At 71.4% G+C, this 15437-nt stretch carries 15 protein-coding genes; 11 read left to right on the top strand and 4 right to left on the bottom strand.

The genetic code is table 11. The features are described from left to right. Positions 1-86 precede the first annotated feature (86 nt). The 5 genes from ACFY6U_RS39060 (at position 87) to ACFY6U_RS39040 (ending at position 7239) form a co-directional block, all read left to right on the top strand. Entirely contained in the window at positions 87-380 is a 294-nt protein-coding gene (locus ACFY6U_RS39060; protein ID WP_390046059.1) for a hypothetical protein, read from the top strand. 521 nt (positions 381-901) lie between these two features. Further along, the gene (locus ACFY6U_RS39055; RefSeq protein ID WP_390046358.1) at positions 902-1627 is read left to right on the top strand and encodes a glycosyltransferase family 2 protein; all 726 of its coding nucleotides are present in this window, start codon (positions 902-904) and stop codon (positions 1625-1627) included. Then, on the top strand, positions 1624-2643 hold the full coding sequence (locus ACFY6U_RS39050; RefSeq protein WP_390046057.1) for a glycosyltransferase family 2 protein: 1020 nt from the start codon (positions 1624-1626) through the stop codon (positions 2641-2643). Before ACFY6U_RS39055 ends, ACFY6U_RS39050 begins: the two co-directional genes overlap by 4 nt. Beyond that, entirely contained in the window at positions 2640-3440 is an 801-nt protein-coding gene (locus ACFY6U_RS39045) for a polysaccharide deacetylase family protein (RefSeq protein WP_390046056.1), read from the top strand. Before ACFY6U_RS39050 ends, ACFY6U_RS39045 begins: the two co-directional genes overlap by 4 nt. Then, positions 3433-7239: a lipopolysaccharide biosynthesis protein gene (locus ACFY6U_RS39040; RefSeq protein ID WP_390046054.1), complete on the top strand. Its 3807-nt coding sequence runs from the start codon at positions 3433-3435 to the stop codon at positions 7237-7239. The genes ACFY6U_RS39045 and ACFY6U_RS39040 overlap by 8 nt, the downstream gene beginning before the upstream one ends. A 61-nt stretch (positions 7240-7300) precedes the next feature. On the opposite strand, the gene ACFY6U_RS39035 is transcribed toward ACFY6U_RS39040, so the two are convergent. Beyond that, positions 7301-8725, bottom strand: a complete 1425-nt coding sequence (locus ACFY6U_RS39035) for a xylan 1,4-beta-xylosidase (RefSeq protein WP_390046052.1) — start codon at positions 8723-8725, stop codon at positions 7301-7303. 196 nt (positions 8726-8921) lie between these two features. On the opposite strand from ACFY6U_RS39035, the gene ACFY6U_RS39030 reads away from it, so the two are divergent. Together ACFY6U_RS39030 and ACFY6U_RS39025 are read left to right on the top strand one after the other, a co-directional pair. Further along, positions 8922-10016: a DUF5925 domain-containing protein gene (locus ACFY6U_RS39030; RefSeq protein WP_390046050.1), complete on the top strand. Its 1095-nt coding sequence runs from the start codon at positions 8922-8924 to the stop codon at positions 10014-10016. Between the two features lie 15 nt (positions 10017-10031). Continuing rightward, positions 10032-10802 carry a DUF72 domain-containing protein gene (locus ACFY6U_RS39025; RefSeq protein ID WP_390046048.1) on the top strand — a complete coding sequence of 257 codons (771 nt, stop codon included), beginning with the start codon at positions 10032-10034 and terminating at the stop codon, positions 10800-10802. Positions 10803-11078: 276 nt separating this feature from the next. On the opposite strand, the gene ACFY6U_RS39020 is transcribed toward ACFY6U_RS39025, so the two are convergent. After that, positions 11079-11450, bottom strand: a complete 372-nt coding sequence (locus ACFY6U_RS39020; RefSeq protein WP_390046046.1) for a GntR family transcriptional regulator — start codon at positions 11448-11450, stop codon at positions 11079-11081. Positions 11451-11519: 69 nt separating this feature from the next. On the opposite strand from ACFY6U_RS39020, the gene ACFY6U_RS39015 reads away from it, so the two are divergent. Together ACFY6U_RS39015 and ACFY6U_RS39010 are read left to right on the top strand one after the other, a co-directional pair. After that, positions 11520-12449, top strand: a complete 930-nt coding sequence (locus ACFY6U_RS39015; protein ID WP_390046044.1) for a GNAT family N-acetyltransferase — start codon at positions 11520-11522, stop codon at positions 12447-12449. After that, entirely contained in the window at positions 12430-12930 is a 501-nt protein-coding gene (locus ACFY6U_RS39010) for a DUF402 domain-containing protein (RefSeq protein ID WP_390046042.1), read from the top strand. The genes ACFY6U_RS39015 and ACFY6U_RS39010 overlap by 20 nt, the downstream gene beginning before the upstream one ends. 15 nt (positions 12931-12945) lie before the next feature. On the opposite strand, the gene ACFY6U_RS39005 is transcribed toward ACFY6U_RS39010, so the two are convergent. After that, positions 12946-13560 (bottom strand): class I SAM-dependent methyltransferase, encoded by a 615-nt coding sequence (locus ACFY6U_RS39005; RefSeq protein WP_390046040.1) that lies wholly within the window; start codon positions 13558-13560, stop codon positions 12946-12948. A 140-nt stretch (positions 13561-13700) separates the two neighbouring features. On the opposite strand from ACFY6U_RS39005, the gene ACFY6U_RS39000 reads away from it, so the two are divergent. After that, the gene (locus tag ACFY6U_RS39000) at positions 13701-13835 is read left to right on the top strand and encodes a hypothetical protein (protein WP_089102986.1); all 135 of its coding nucleotides are present in this window, start codon (positions 13701-13703) and stop codon (positions 13833-13835) included. An 18-nt stretch (positions 13836-13853) separates the two neighbouring features. On the opposite strand, the gene ACFY6U_RS38995 is transcribed toward ACFY6U_RS39000, so the two are convergent. Then, positions 13854-14303 carry a GNAT family N-acetyltransferase gene (locus tag ACFY6U_RS38995; RefSeq protein ID WP_390046038.1) on the bottom strand — a complete coding sequence of 150 codons (450 nt, stop codon included), beginning with the start codon at positions 14301-14303 and terminating at the stop codon, positions 13854-13856. Between the two features lie 182 nt (positions 14304-14485). Here ACFY6U_RS38995 and ACFY6U_RS38990 point away from each other — a divergent pair, with 182 nt between their 5' ends. Next, entirely contained in the window at positions 14486-15436 is a 951-nt protein-coding gene (locus ACFY6U_RS38990) for a lytic polysaccharide monooxygenase (protein WP_390046036.1), read from the top strand. The last annotated feature ends 1 nt before the right edge of the window (position 15437 follow it).

The raw sequence follows: 15437 nt of genomic DNA, 5'->3' as shown, positions 1-15437 counted from the left end.
GGGACCTGAGGCCCCTGCTCGCAGGGGCCGCGACAGCCGTAGCCGGTACGGGTGCGCTGCTCGCACTCACCGACTCCGGCTCGTCGTTGCGCGGGCCGTTCGCGCTGTTCTTCCTGCTCGCCGCGCCGGCCGCGGCGATCGGCGCGGCACTGCGCGGATTCGATCCGTTCGCCCGCGCACTCACCGCACTGGCGGGCGCCGTCGCTCTGGACATGCTTGTCGCCCAGGGAATGCTCGCCTTTCACCGCTGGTCCTGGCGCGGCGGCATCGTCGCCGTGACCGCGATCAGCCTTCTGCTGCTTCTGCTGGTACTCCTGCGACCGGTGGAACGCATTCTCGAACGGATGCCCCGACGAACCGGGAAAATCCGTTCGAGTTGAAGAACGAGGTCGGCCAAAGTTTCGTAACGGCCAAACCAATAAAAACGTGAGAACCAGTTCCGGGACTTGCCATACTGGTTCAATCGTCAATACCGTCATACATCTCACCCGCATCGGATCGTCATCAAGCGGCTCCAGGGGAGGGCTCAAGGACCGCGATGTTCCGGGGCGGGGCGCGGTAGGGGGGTGCCGTGCTCGGTGACCGCAATGACCACTGTCGTTTCTCGTGTGACCACTGTCGTTTCCGAGTCGTGCCGCGCGACCGGCTGCCGTTTGCCGGCAGACCGGGCAGCTTTACCAGCTCACCTGCGAGTACGGAGATCCTTTCTCCGTGCCACGGGTGAGAAGAACCCCCCTTTCGAACCGGACACCAATGCGGGCTGCCCAAGGGGCGGGCGGTCCACCGGACGAGAGGGACAAGACTCGTGAGTTCTGTTCTGCGTCAGCCGACTTCGGGCCAAGATCCGTTCATGGCCGCCGAATACCGGCCGATCTCCTCCCACTTGGCGATCACACCGCCGGTGAGTGTGGTGATTCCCGCCATGAATGAGGCGGAGAATCTCCCCTACGTCTTCAAGACACTTCCCGGCTGGATACACGAAGTGGTCCTTGTGGACGGTAATTCCACCGACAACACCGTGGCAGTAGCGCGGGAGTTGTGGCCCGAAGTGAAAGTCGTCGAACAGAGTGGCAAGGGCAAGGGAGATGCCCTCATCACCGGGTTCGAGGCGTGCACCGGCGACATCATCGTCATGGTGGACGCGGACGGCTCGGCCGACGGCCACGAGATCGTGTCGTACGTCTCCGCCCTGGTCTCGGGCGCCGACTTCGCCAAGGGCTCGCGCTTCGCCAACGGCGGCGGCACGGACGACATGACCTTCATCCGCAAGCTCGGCAACTGGGCGCTGTGCACCGTCGTCAACCGCAAGTTCGGCGCCCGGTACACCGACCTCTGCTACGGATACAACGCGTTCTGGCGGCACTGCCTCGACAAGATCGACCTCGACTGCACCGGCTTCGAGATCGAGACCCTGATCAACATCCGGGTGGTCAAGGCGGGCCTGAAGGTGCAGGAGATCCCGAGCTACGAGTACCTCCGCATCCACGGCACCAGCAACCTGCGGGCCGTACGCGACGGGCTGCGGGTGCTCAAGGTGATCCTGAAGGAGCGCTCCAACCGGCGTGACCTGCGACGGCAGGTGCGGCACTCCCCGATGCTCACCACGGGCCAGGGAGAGTCGTCTTGAGCGATCCCGACATCTCCGTCGTGATCTGCGTGTACACGGAGGACCGCTGGGAGGACATCCTCGCGGCGGTCTCCTCGGTGCGCGCCCAGTCGTATCCGGCGCTGGAGACCCTGCTGGTCGTCGACCACAACGCGGCGCTCCTGGAACGGCTCACGAAGGAGTACAAGGAGGCCACGGGGGTGCGGGTGCTCGCCAACGCGGGTCCCCGCGGCCTGTCCGCGGGCCGCAACACGGGCATCGCCGCCTCCTACGGCGAGGTGATCGCCTTCCTGGACGACGACGCCGTGGCCGAGCGGGACTGGCTGCGCCGCTTCGCCGAGGGGTACGCCGACCCGAAGGTGATGGCCGTCGGCGGCCGGACCATGCCGATCTGGGCCTCGGGCCGCCGCCCGGACTGGTTCCCGGAGGAGTTCGACTGGGTCGTCGGCTGCACCTACCGGGGGCTGCCGGCGGGCCGCGTCCGGGTCCGGAACGTCCTCGGCGGAAACGCTTCTTTCCGGCGTACCGCCTTCGACGCGGCGGGCGGCTTCGCCACCGGCATCGGCCGCGACGGCGACAGACGCCCGCTGGGCTGCGAGGAGACGGAGCTGTGCATCCGGCTCACCCGGGCCCGCCCGGACGCCGTGCTGCTCATCGACGACCGCGCGGTGATCCACCACCGGGTCCCGGAAGTCCGTGAGCACTTCGGGTACTTCCGCACCCGGGCCTACGCCGAGGGCCTCTCCAAGGCCCTGGTCGCCCGCAGTGTGGGCGCCGGCAAGGGCCTGGAGTCCGAACGCCGGTACACCACGCGTGTGCTGCCCGCCGGGGTCGCTCGTGGCCTGCGGGACGCACTGCTGGCCCGGCCGGGCGGCGCGGGCCGGGCGGGCGCGATCGTCGCCGGGGTGCTGACGGCGGCGGGCGGCTACGTGGTGGGGAGCGTGCGGGCGCGGCGGGGCGGGGCGGCCTTCGCCGTCGCCGGGATCGAGGGCGGACCGGGCTGCACGTCCGCCCCTGCCGACGGGGGTGGCTCATGAGAGACGCCCCGGTCCCGATCCTCATGTACCACTCGGTCGCGACCGCGCCCAACGACGCCACCCGCGCGCTGTCGGTGGCGCCGGAGGCGTTCGCCGAGCAGATGGCGCTCGTCGGCGACCTGGGCCTCACGCCCGTCAGCACGGCCGACCTGGCCGCGGGTTGGCGTTCGGGCGGCTCGCTCCCCGACCGTCCGGTCCTGATCACCTTCGACGACGGCTACGAGGGCGTGCACCGGCACGCCCTGTCCGTGCTCGCCAAGCACGGCTTCGCCTCCACGCTGTTCGTCTCGACGGGCTGGATCAGGGGCGCGTACGACACCGGAGGCGGCCTGGACGCCATGCTCGACTGGGACCAGGTACGCGAACTCGCGGGCGCCGGCTGCGAGATCGGCGGGCACAGCCACACCCACCCGCAGCTCGACCAGCTGGACGACGACCGGCTGCGCACCGAACTGGTGCGCAGCCGGGAGATCGTCACCGACGAACTCGGCGCGCCGCCCGCCTCGTTCGCCTACCCGTACGGCTACTCCAGCCGCCGGGTCCGGCAGGCCGTGCGGGCGGCCGGGTACACCCAGGCGCTCGCCGTCGGCAACGATCTCGCCCGCCGTCGTCAGGGTCCGTTCGCGCTGCAGCGCGTCACCGTGCGCCGCAGTACGGACGCCGCGGAGTTCGCGCGGCTGCTCGAAGGCCGTTCGATCGCCCGCAACTTCGCCAGGGACCGTGCCCTCACCAAGGGGTACGCCGTTCTCCGCAGAGCACGCCAGGTCCGCCGGAAGGCCATCCGTTCCCGTGTCTGACACGACGACCACAACCGAGACCGCGACAACCGAGACGCCGGCGCCCGAGCAGTCGGGGCGCCGTCTTCGCCTGCCCGGACGGGGCGGCTCGTCCGGCGGCAGTCCGCTCTTCCGGAACGCCTATGCGCTGATGCTGAACACCGGCATCTCCGCCGTCCTGGGGCTCGGCTTCTGGCTGGCCGCCGCCCGTTACTACTCCGAATCGGCCGTCGGCCAGGGCTCCGCCGCCATCGCCGCCATGAAGCTCCTCGCGGGACTCACCGCCGTGACCCTGACCGGCGCGCTGGCCCGCTTCATCCCGGTCGCCGGACGCCAGACCGGCAAGCTCATCTTCCGGACCTACGCCGGCAGTTCGCTGGTCGTGGCGCTGGCGGCCGGGGTCTTCCTGATGACGCTCGGCGTGTGGGGGCCGTCGTACCGCTTCCTGCACGGGCCGCTGCCCGGGCTCGGGTTCGTCGTGGCGGTGATCGCCTGGAACCTGCTCACGCTCCAGGACGGGGTGCTGACCGGGCTGCGCAACGCGCCCTGGGTGCCGGTGGGCAACACCGTGTTCTCGGCCGTCAAGCTGGCGCTGCTCGTCGCCTTCGCGGCGGCGGTCCCGATGGCCGGTGTCTTCGTCTCCTGGGTCGCCGCGATCGCCACCTCCTTCGTCCCGCTGGGCTGGCTGGTGTTCCGGCGCCTGGTGCCGCGGCACGTCAAGGCGACCGCGGACCACGCCAAGCCGCCCACGCTGAAGGAGATCGGCAGGTTCCTGGCCGGCGACTACACCGGCTCGCTGTTCTCCCTCGCCGTGGTCTACCTGGTCCCGGTCATCATCGCCTCGCAGGTCAGCTCCGAGGACAACGCGTACTTCTACATCACCACCACCATCGGCGGCACCACCAACCTGCTCGCCATCAACATGGGCGCCTCGCTCACCGTCGAGGGCTCGCACGACCCGGCCCGGCTGGCCGGCAACGCCCGGGCCGCGCTGCGGCGGATGGCCCGGATCATGATCCCCATCTGCGCGCTGCTGTTCTTCGGGGCGCCCTGGATCCTCGGCGTGTTCGGCCCCGGCTACGCGGACGCGGCGACCCCGCTGCTGCGCTGGTTCGCGGTCGGCGCCCTGCTCCGGGTCGTGATGGAGACGTACTTCGCGGTGCTGCGCGCGCAGAGCCGTACCGGCGGCCTCGCCTGGCTGCAGGGCCTGTTGTGCGTGCTGGTGCTCGGGCTGACCCTGCTCCTGCTGCCCCGGATGGGGCTGACCGGCGCGGGCGTGGCCGAGATCTCCAGCCTCGCGGTGATCGTGACGATCGCGGCGCCCCGGCTCTGGCGGACCCTGCGGGCCGCCCCGGCCGAGGTCCCCGCGGACACCGCTCCGGACGGGGACCTCGCCGACCTGGGGACGCGCGAGGTCCCGCCCGCCACCGCCCCGCGCAGGCGGGGCCCGGCGTGGGCGCTGGACACCGACACCCTCGCCCTCGGCATCCATGTGGACTTCGACCATGTGGAGCGGCGGCCGGACGTCCGGCCCGGTCCGGGAACCCCGCCCACGGGTACGCCCGTTGTCCGACCGGGCGACCGGCCGACGCGGGCACTGCGGCCGCCGCGGAATCCGGGGCTGCCGGTGGAGGAGAGGGAGCCGCACTCGGAGGCCTCGCTCGGGCCTGCCGAGGCCTCGCTGCTGAGGGAGGCGGAGGTCGACGCACCGTTCGGGAAGGCGGTCGTACCCGAGGAGCCGGACGTACCGGCCGAGGCTCCGGAGGAGTCCGCGCCCGCGTCCGCGCGCTCGCTGCGGGAGCGGCTGACGCCGACCCGCCCGGGGGTCGTCCTCGGCTGCCTGCTGATCGCCGCTCTGCTGCTCTACTGGGTGCCGGCGGCCCGGCTCGACGACGCCGACCTGGACCGGATGGGCGGGCTCGGGCTGGTCTCGGTGCTGCCGCTGCCGACGCTGGTCGGGGCGGCGCTGCTGGTCACGGTGTTCGCCGCGCTGCTGTGGCTGCGCCGGGAGCACAAGGCGCTGCTCCTCGTCACCCTGCTGGCGACGGTCGTGTCGCTCCATGCCCTGCCCGCCGTGATCGAGACGGAGCCGCGTTTCCCGACCGCCTGGCAGCACCTCGGGTTCATCGACTACATCGACCGCACCGGCTCGGCCGTACCGGACCTGGACGCCCGCTGGAGCTGGCCGGGCTTCTTCGCGGCGGCCGCGTTCATCGGCCGGGCGTGCGGGGTCACGGACTTCACCGAGGTCATCCGCTGGTGGCCGACGTTCATCCAGCTCGCCTACCTGGCCCCGATGTTCCTGCTCGTGCGGTCGCTGCGGGCGAGCTGGCGGGCGAAGTGGACCGGCATCTGGTTCTTCGTGCTGTGCGGCTGGGTCGGCCAGGACTACTTCTCCCCGCAGGGCTTCACGTACCTGCTCTATCTGCTGTTCGTGGCGATCCTGCTCGTGTGGTTCCGCGCCCCGCACGTCGTCTGGGCGAAGTTCCGGCCGGGCGAGGCGGAGGTCGAGCCGGCCGACCGCCGTCAGCAGGCCGTGCTGCTCATGGTGCTGATCGGCCTCTACGCGGCGACGGTCCCGGCGCACCAGCTCACCCCGTTCGTGATGCTGGGCGTGCTGGCGGTCCTGGTACTGGTCGGCCGGTCCGAACTGCGGGGCCTGCCCATCCTGTTCGGGGTGGTCGCGGCCGTCTGGCTGGGCTTCATGGCCGAGCCGTACTGGTCGGGGCACTTCAACGACCTGTTCGGCGGGGTCGGCGGGGTCGGCAGCAATGTCACCACCTCGGTCTCCGGCCGTATCCAGGGCGGCAGTTCCACCCACAAGCTGGTGCTGTACGTCCGGGTCCTGCTGGCCGGGAGCATGATGGCGTTCGCCGTCTGGGGCTGGTGGCGTCGCCGCTTCCACAGGTACCGCGAGCGTTCCCTGCTGGTCCTGACCTTCGTCCCGTTCCTGGGCTTCGGCATGCAGTCGTACGGCGGCGAGATGGCGCTGCGCGTCTTCATGTTCGCGGTGCCGGGCGCGGCCCTGCTGGCCGGGCTGGCCCTGTTCCCGCGCACCGGGGTCACGGCGAAGGAGCGCGAGAAGGACCGGGCCGGCCTGGCGCCGGTGGCCGCGCTCATGGCCGGGTTGCTGCTCGTGGGCGGTTTCCTGGTGGCCCGTTGGGGCAACGAGTCCTTCGAGCGGGTCCGGCCCGGCGAGGTCGCCGCCATGGACTACGTCTACGCCCACGACAAGCCGACGGTACGGCTGCTGTGGCTGAGCAACGACACCGTCAACGACGTGACCCCGGCGATACCGTGGGGCGCGAAGGACATGGAGCGGGTCGACTACGTGCCGACGCTCGCCCCGGCCGACCCGGTACTGGTGTCGAGCCTGGTCAAGGCGCTGAAGGACGCGGGCCCGCACTCGTATCTGATGGTCAACAGCAGTCAGGTCACCTATCTTCGGCTGGACGCCGGCTACTCGGCGACCTGGGAGAGCCGGCTGATCCGGAACCTGGACAACCGGCAGGACCTGACGAAGGTCCTGGTCAACGACGACGTCACCATGTACGCGCTGCGCAGGCAGCCCGCGGGCGCGGTGGAGAAGCCGGATCCGGGGCCGATCGGGCCGCGCATCACCTGGACGCCGTGGTCGGTGATCGGCGGTCTCGCCGCCGTCGCGCTGGTCCTGCTGCTGACGGCGCGTGAGGTGGTCCGGGTCGCGGTCCGGCCCGGAGTGCGTCAACTGCGGTTGCTGCAGGGCAGCTTCTGGTTCTCGCTGCCGCTGCTGGCGGTGCTGCTGGCCTCGTTGGCGCAGCGGTTCCTGACCATCAAGTGACCTCAGGCGACGGGGTCGAAGTGGCTCACCCGGTTCAGCCGGTTCACCCGGCTCAACCGGTTCACCTGGTGAGCCACTTCACCTCGTAGGCCTTCATCCCGAACCGCTTCCCGTCCACCTGCGCGCTGATCGCCCGGTCGAGGGTGTTGACCACCAGGACCGTCCTGTCACTGGCGAGGACGCGGACGTTGGGCACGTCGTCCTGGGCGACGGAGACCGTCTCGTACCTGGTCCCCGGCGGGAACGCCTTCCCGAACCGTGCCACCAGGTCGTACAGGGGCAGTGCCCGCCCGCCGTTCGCGCTGTCGGTCGTCGTCCACAGGCAGCCGGCGCAGTCGCCGCCCTTCTCGTCCTCCGGGTTCCAGTAGAAGCCGGAGTCGGCGCCGCCCCTGACCAGGGCGATCATGCCGGCGGCCTGGACGGCGACCCGGTGGTCCTCGGTCCAGCCGTCGCGCCGGTCCTGGCCGTCGGCGGGCTCGACGTAGTACTCGGCCCACCACAGCGGCAGGTCGTGCGTCTGCTTGCGCACCCACTCGCTGACGTAGGTCAGTTTCTCCGTGGCGGCGAACTCGTCCGGCAGCATGTCGTCGTCGTTGGTGTAGCTGGACCCGTCGACGACCACGAAGTCGGCGCCCGCCTTGTGGGTGTTCCAGTAGTCGAAGGCGTCGACGACCCGCTGGTCCATGACGCCCCACGAGCCCTTGAGGGTGGCGGAGGCGTTCTCGGTCTGACGCGGGTCGAAGCTGTCCATGACGAGGTAGGGCCCGCCGACCATGATGTCCTTGTTCACCGCCTTCAACGCCTTGTAGACGAGGTTGTAGAGCTCGGTGTAGCCCTCGTAGTCCCAGCGGCCCTTCGCGTTGTTCCAGAAACCCTTGAACTCGTTCCAGACGATGAAGTGCCGTACGTCCGGATAGCGCCTCGCGACGGTCGCGGCGAGATCGGCGTAGTCCTGGTAGTGGTCGGGGGTGGGCGCGGTCTCCAGGGCGGCCTGGCTCCAGTCGGTGTTGTCCACCCCGGCCCTGCCGCCCTTCATCCAGTCCGGGGAGCAGCACAGGGTGATCACGGGGGTGCCGCCCGACCTGCGCATGAAGTCGACGCGCCGGTCCAGTGCGCCGAAGTCGTAACGCCCCTTCACCGGCTCGGGGTTGTCGGCGCCCCAGCCCATGATGGCCTGGTCCTGCGGCATGCCGGCGTCCTGGGAGAGCCGGTCCTCGACCCGCTCGGTGGCGGTCGTGCTGCCCTCGTCGGCGCTGTACTGGGTGTGGGTGAAGCCCCAGCCCACGGACGGCCCGGTGGTCTCCGGCGGGGTGGCGGGGGTGCCGTGCACCTTGTCGCCGTCGCGGGTCGTCCCCGCGGTGCCGGCGCCGCCCCCGGGAAGTGTGTTGACCAGTGTCACGATCAGGGCGAGCACGGCCACACCCACCCCGAGCAGGGCGGTGAGCCGCCACCGCCGAGCCCCCGAATTCCACCCATGACGTCCCATCAAGGACAACTTTAACGGCGGAAATCGCCCCGGGGGCAGGTATCGGGGATCGACAGCCGTGTAACAGGGCGCGAGCACCCGGGGGCTGCGTGCGTGACCATTTCGGAATACTCCGGAAGCTCGGTGCACACCCGACACTCCCCTCCCACTTCGGAAAACGGGTGCGCTGCGGGCCCCGGTGACGGATCATGGCGGCATGTCTGCCAAGCCGCACGAGACGCTGCCGATCCGGCTCAACGTCGACGACTCCGACTCCCCGTCCGATGTCGTCGACGCGCTGTTCCTCGGCCGCTTCGCGACGGGCGAGCAGCCGTACTCGCACGCGGCCAACATCGACCGGGTGCGTTCCGGGGCGACCCTGCTGCCGAAGGAGGCGCGGGTGCTGCGGGTGGCCCGCGACGACGACCGCAGCGCGACCCTCGCGGAGGGCGACGGCTGGACCCTCCTCGTCTCCCGCTGGAACCGGGGTGCCGACGTCACCGTCACCGCCACCACCGCCGAGCTGGCCGCCAAGGTGCTCAACGAGGCGACGGACGGCGCGGCCGACGAACCGGAACCGCAGCCGGAGAACGTGACCATGGGCTTCTGGTACGTCTCCCCGCGCCGTGGCCCGCACCGCACCACCCGGCAGATCTCCGCGGGCACCTGGGACGAGGTCCGCGCCAACTACACGGCGCCGGTCGCGGATGCGATGGACCACCTGATGAAGACGACGCCCGAGGACATCGCGGGCCGTCTGCTCCTCCTGCACGGACCGCCCGGCACCGGCAAGACCTCCGCGCTGCGCACCCTCGCCCGTTCCTGGCGGGACTGGTGCCAGGTGGACTGCGTCCTCGACCCGGAGCGGCTCTTCTCCGACGTCGGCTATCTGATGGACATCGCGATCGGCGAGGAGGACGGCGCCGGCAAGGGCCGCTGGCGGCTCCTGCTGCTCGAGGACTGCGACGAACTGATCCGCGGCGAGGCCAAGCACACGGCCGGGCAGGCGCTGTCCCGGCTGCTGAACCTCACCGACGGTCTGCTCGGCCAGGGCCGCAACGTCCTGGTCGGCGTCACCACCAACGAGGACCTGGAGCGGCTGCACCCCGCGGTGGTCCGCCCCGGCCGCTGCCTGGCCCGGATCGAGGTGGGCCCGCTGACCCACCGCGAGGCGGTGAACTGGCTGGGCGCGGAGGAGGGTGTGGGCCGGGACGGGGCGACCCTGGCGGAGCTGTACGCACTGCGCCGGGGCACGGCGCCGACGTCGGTGCCGGGGGCGCGGGAGGGCACGGACGCGGGGCTGTACCTGTAGTGCTTTGATGGGGGTATGCCCCTGTTCATCGGAACCTCGGGCTGGCAGTACAAGGACTGGCGGAACGTCCTGTACCCGGCCGACGTGCCCCTGCGCTCGTGGCTGGAGGAGTACGCACGGCACTTCACGACGGTCGAGCTGAACAACGCGTTCTACCGCCTCCCGAGCCGCGAGAACTTCGAGTCCTGGCGGGACCGGGTCCCGCCGGACTTCGTGATCGCGGTCAAGGCGAGCCGCTACCTCTCGCACATCAAACGGCTCAAGGACCCCGAGGAGCCGGTCGACCGCCTGATGACCCACGCGGCGGGCCTCGGCGACCGGCTGGGCCCGGTCCTGCTCCAGCTCCCGCCGACGCTCAGGGCGGACCCGCCCCTGCTGGACGCCTGTCTGTCGTGCTTCCCGCGCGGTACGAGGGTGGCGGTGGAACCCCGCCACGACTCCTGGTGGACGCGGGAGACCCGGGAGGTCCTGGAGTCCCGGGGCGCGGCCCTGTGCTGGGCCGACATCCAGGCCCGCCCCATGACCCCGCTCTGGCGCACCGCCGACTGGGCCTACGTCCGCTTCCACGAGGGCCGGGCCCAGCCCTGGCCCCGCTACGGCCGCCGCTCCCTGGAGACGTGGGTCGACCGCATCGCCACGGCGTACCCCAGGAAGGCCGACGTCTACACGTACTTCAACAACGACCCGGGCGGGGCGGCGGTGCGGGACGCGGTGGCGTTCGGGAGGGCGGCGGAACGGGCGGGGCTGACGGCGACCAGGACGCCGGAGCTGAGCACGAGCGGCTGACGCCGCGCTTGCCACTTCGGGGCCGAGCAAAGTACGGCACCGCCGGATCTCACCGCCGTGGCTGATCGCCGTTGCGGCGGAGAAAGAGAGCCGACGGAGGAGAAGGACCACAGGCAACCATCATCGGACTTCCCCACCACCTCAGGGTTTCCCGCCGCCTCGGTCCCTTCCGCCGACTCACCCCACCCCACCAACCCGGCCCCTCCCTCCGCTCTTTTTCTTCCGCCGCGGCGGTGATCAGCCGCGACGGCGGATTTCGGCGGTGCCGAGCCGGCCTCAGCTCGCCCCGTACGCCGCCCGCACCGCATCCCGCACCGCGGACAGCGCCTCCTCCTCGGCCAGCCCGAGTCGCCGGACCCGGTCGGCATAGGCCTGCGCGGCGACCGCCGCTTCCCGCTCCGCCGCCGACCCCGCCGCCGCGACGAACGTGCCGTTGCGCCCCCGCGTCTCGATCACCCCGTCGGTCTCCAGGGCCCGGTACGCCTTGGCCACGGTGTTCACCGCCAGGCCCAGCGACTCGGCCAGCCCCCGCACCGTCGGCAGCCGGTATCCCACCGGCAGCACCCCGCCCCGCGCCTGCTCGGAGATCTGCGCCCGCACCTGCTCGTACGGCGGCGCGCTGTCATCGATGTGGATCTTCAAGGTCACGGCCCGATTCTCCCGTACCCGCCGGAAAATGAGAGGCATCCCGCACACGTCCCGCATAGCGTGCGCCCCATGACAGTGATCGTGCGCGACCTGCGCCCGGACGTCCGGTCCGACGCCGAGGGCTTCGCCCGGGTCCGGCAGCTCGCCCTCCCCTTCATGCTGCACACCCCGGAGTCGCTGGTCCACGACCTCACGCACGCCCACCCCGACGCCCGCTTCCGCCAGCTGGTCGCGGAGGAGGACGGCGAGGTGATCGGCACCGCCCAGGTCGGCCTCGCTCACGAGAGCACGGAGCCGGGCCAGGGCTTCGCCAACGTGTACGTGCATCCGGAGCGCACCGGCCGGGGCGCCGGCGCCCTCCTGGTCCGTACGGCGGAGGCGCACCTGTCGGCGGTGGGCGCGAGCACGTCGTACGCCTGGGTGCTGGACGCCCCGGCCAACCGTGCCTTCGCCGAGCGCCGCGGCTACACCGCGAGCCGCTCGGCCCACTTCCTCCGTCTCGACCTCGCGCACGGCGAGCTGCCCCCGCTGCGGACTCCCCCGCCCGGTGTGGAGCTGCGCACCGCCGCCGACTTCGCCGACGACCCCCGTCCGCTCTTCGACCTCGACGCGGAGACGCTGCTGGACGAACCGAGCGACATCGGCTTCGAGTTCGCCGACTACGAGGCCTGGCTGGACGAGACCTGGCGGCACCCGCTGCTCAGCCATGAGCTGTCGTCGGTCGTCCTGGTCGACGGCCGCCCCGCGGCCTTCAGCGCGGCCCGCACCGACGGCGGCACCCGGTACGGCACCGTCATGACCGGCACCGCCCGCGCCTTCCGCGGCCGGGGGCTGGCCAAGCTCGCCAAGAACGACTCACTGCACCGTGCCCGCGCCGCCGGCTTCACCCAGGCGTTGACGGGCAACGACAGCGGCAACGGCCCGATGCTGGCGATCAACAAGTGGTTCGGGTACGAAATCTGCGCGACGGAGGTCAGGTATGTCCGTGAACTCGGCTGAGCCGACCGGCACGGTGGACGTCGAGCTGGTCAAGGCGGGCCGTACGAAGATCCGTTACCCCGCCGAGCTGCTGCACGACGACGGTACCCGGATCGCCGTGCGTGCCCCCTGGGCCGGCGACACGCCGCGCGACTTCGGCTTCGTCCGCTTCGAACAGGGCGACGTCTTCACCGAGTTCTACTGGCGGGACCGCTGGTACGCGGTGAAGGAGGTCCGCGCCGCCGACGGCACGCTGAAGGGCTGGTACTGCGACGTCACCCGTCCGGCGACGCTCAGCGGCGGCCGGCTGGTCGTCGAGGACCTCGACCTGGACCTGTGGCGTTCCGCCGACGGCACGGACGTACGCCGCCTGGACGAGGACGAGTTCGCCGAGAGCGGGCTGGCGGAGCGGGACCCGGAGGCCGCGGCGGCGGCCGAGGCCGCGCTGGACACGCTGGAGAACCTGGCCCGGAAGCCGGATTTCACCGCCCTGCTGTCCTGAAGCCCCCGACACCCCTCACACCGTCGCCACCACCGCGTACCGCTCGTCGTCCACCTCCTTGCCCCACAGCACCGCCTGCGCCGACAGCGGCTCCACGCGCACGTCCGCGGCGAGCGGCGCGAGGAGGGCGGCGAGCCGGTCGGCGGGTATGCCGACCGGGGTCACGGTCCCCCACACCCCCTCCACCAGCACGAACCGCCCTCCGGGCCGCAGCAGGGCCCGCCAGTGCCGCAGCACGCGCGCGGGGTCGGGCAGCGCCCACAGCACATGCCGTACGAGAAGGACGTCGAAGAGCCGCTCGCCCACCGGCGGCGCCGCCGCGTCGCCGGGCAGGAACACCGCGTCACGGCCGGCCAGCTTGGCGCGGGCCCGCTCCACCATCGCCGGGGAGCTGTCGACCCCGGTGACGCGATGGCCCTGCTCGGCGGCGAGGAGGGCCAGGCTGCCGGTGCCGCAGCCGAGGTCGAGGAGGTCGGCGGGGCGCTCGGGCAGCCACGCCCTCAGCCGCGCCGCCCAGGCCGCCCGGACCTCGGGGGCGCCGAGGCCGTGATCCGGCTCCTCGTCGAACCGGGCCGCCTCGGCATCCCAGTCGACACTCACCGCAACCGTCCGATCACTTTCATTCCTCATGCCCCCAGCGTGACACCCACCACTGACACTCGATCCGTGTGACAGCGACCACTGACAGACCGGCATCGATGAGGAACTCTCACCGAAAGCGTCTACCTCCGTGACAACGCGGAACTCGGTAGACACTGAAGGAGGCAGCCATGCGCCGCACAACTGTGCAGAAGCCCCTGAAGAGGACGGACAGCCGCCGGATCCGCGAGGAGGCCGACGAGCGCCCCGCCGGCCGCCCCGAGGTGCGCAAGGACATCGCACGCACCTGGTGGCCGGACGGCTGACATGCGCCCCCACGCCCTTCAGTCCAGCCGCTTGCGGTAGTGGATACGGTCGTAGGGCCCGTCCGCACGCCGCTCGCCGACTTCGTACCCGTACTTCGGGCAGATCTTCTGGTTCTCCCACATCGACGCGTTCGTGTAGAGCCTGACCTCGGGCAGGCCGAGCGCACGCGCGCGTGCGTCCACGAACTCCAGCAGCCGCCGTCCCACCCCCGTGCCGTGCGCGTCGGGGTGGACGGCGATGCTGTCGAGGAACAGGTGGTCGTCGTGGGCCTCGATGACGACGAGCCCGGTCACCGGCTCTCCGACGACGACCACCCGGCCCGCTGCCACGTTCGCCATGTGGTCCGCCTCCATGGGCTGCGGCACCACCCCGATCCGCGCGATGTAGTGGTGGTACGCCATGTCGGTCACGGCCTTCACGGCCGGTACGTCGGCGGGCCGGGCGGGCCGGATCTCGTCGTTCGTCATGGCGTGAACGCTGGCTACCTCAGCGCAGTCCGAACACTCCCTTAAGGCGACCATAAGGATCTCCGTCGCCCGCTCCCAGCAGGCGATTTCACGGTTTCTTGGGGCTAGCTTTCTGATCGCCCCCACGGGATCCGGCAGGCGGGACCGAGCCCGCCCCGAGGACCGTTCCGAGGAGTCTCCGCATGCTCGCAACACGCCGTCAGATCGCCGTCGCCGTCGCGCTCGGCGTGGGTGCGGTCACGCTCGCCGCCGCGCCGGCGTCCGCGCACGGCACGATGGGCGACCCGGTCAGCCGGGTCGCCCAGTGTTACGCGGAGAACCCGGAGAGCCCGACGTCGGACGCGTGCAAGGCGGCGGTCGCGGCCGGCGGCACGCAGGCCCTCTACGACTGGAACGGCATCCGCATCGGCGACGCGAACGGCCGGCACCAGGCGCTGATCCCGGACGGGAAGCTGTGCAGCGCGGGCAACGACGAGTTCAAGGGTCTCGACCTGGCCCGCGCCGACTGGCCGGCGACCAACGTGAGCAGCGGGTCGTACACCTTCAGGTACCGGGTGACCGCGCCGCACAAGGGCACCTTCAAGGTGTACCTCACCAAGGCCGGTTACGACCCGGCCAAGCCGCCGGCCTGGGCGGACCTGGACCTCGACCACCCGGTGGCGACGGCCACCGACCCGGTTGCCGCCGGCGGCTTCTACACGTTCTCCGGCACCCTCCCCGAGCGCACCGGCCGCCAGCTGCTGTACGCGATCTGGCAGCGCTCGGACAGCCCGGAGGCCTTCTACTCCTGCTCGGACGTCGACTTCGGGGGCGGTGACAAAGCCCACACAGGTACGGCCACGACCGCCTCCCCGGCCCCGACCGCCTCCACCCCCACCGACGAGCAGATCGCGGCCGGTGCCGGCAGGTCGACGATCGGGCACGGCGGTCACGGCGACGACGACGCGAGCACCTCGGCGGCACCGGCCACGGAGGCCAACGCGCCCGAGCCCGCCGGAAGTACGGAGACGACACTCGCCGCGACCGGCGGCGACGGCTCCGCGCCGTACCTCGCGATCGGCGGGGCGGCCGCTCTGGCGCTGGGCTCCAGCGCGCTCCTCCTGTCGGTTCGGCGGCGGGCGCCGCGGCGCTGAT

This window comes from Streptomyces sp. NPDC013157 (genome assembly GCF_042899865.1).
Lineage (GTDB): Bacteria > Actinomycetota > Actinomycetes > Streptomycetales > Streptomycetaceae > Streptomyces.
Note: the sequence above shows the minus strand (reverse complement) of the source record. Positions and strands in the feature narration are given on the sequence as shown.

Excerpts from the sequence above, each read along its gene's own strand:
- ACFY6U_RS39030 (WP_390046050.1), top strand. The coding sequence starts at position 8,922 with ATGTCTGCCAAGCCGCACGAGACGCTGCCGATCCGGCTCAACGTCGAC.
- ACFY6U_RS39005 (WP_390046040.1), bottom strand. The coding sequence starts at position 13,560 with ATGAGGAATGAAAGTGATCGGACGGTTGCGGTGAGTGTCGACTGGGAT.
- ACFY6U_RS39000 (WP_089102986.1), top strand. The coding sequence starts at position 13,701 with ATGCGCCGCACAACTGTGCAGAAGCCCCTGAAGAGGACGGACAGCCGC.
- ACFY6U_RS39010 (WP_390046042.1), top strand. The coding sequence starts at position 12,430 with ATGTCCGTGAACTCGGCTGAGCCGACCGGCACGGTGGACGTCGAGCTG.
- ACFY6U_RS39035 (WP_390046052.1), bottom strand. The coding sequence starts at position 8,725 with ATGGGACGTCATGGGTGGAATTCGGGGGCTCGGCGGTGGCGGCTCACC.
- ACFY6U_RS39025 (WP_390046048.1), top strand. The coding sequence starts at position 10,032 with ATGCCCCTGTTCATCGGAACCTCGGGCTGGCAGTACAAGGACTGGCGG.
- ACFY6U_RS38995 (WP_390046038.1), bottom strand. The coding sequence starts at position 14,303 with ATGACGAACGACGAGATCCGGCCCGCCCGGCCCGCCGACGTACCGGCC.
- ACFY6U_RS39015 (WP_390046044.1), top strand. The coding sequence starts at position 11,520 with ATGACAGTGATCGTGCGCGACCTGCGCCCGGACGTCCGGTCCGACGCC.
- ACFY6U_RS38990 (WP_390046036.1), top strand. The coding sequence starts at position 14,486 with ATGCTCGCAACACGCCGTCAGATCGCCGTCGCCGTCGCGCTCGGCGTG.
- ACFY6U_RS39045 (WP_390046056.1), top strand. The coding sequence starts at position 2,640 with ATGAGAGACGCCCCGGTCCCGATCCTCATGTACCACTCGGTCGCGACC.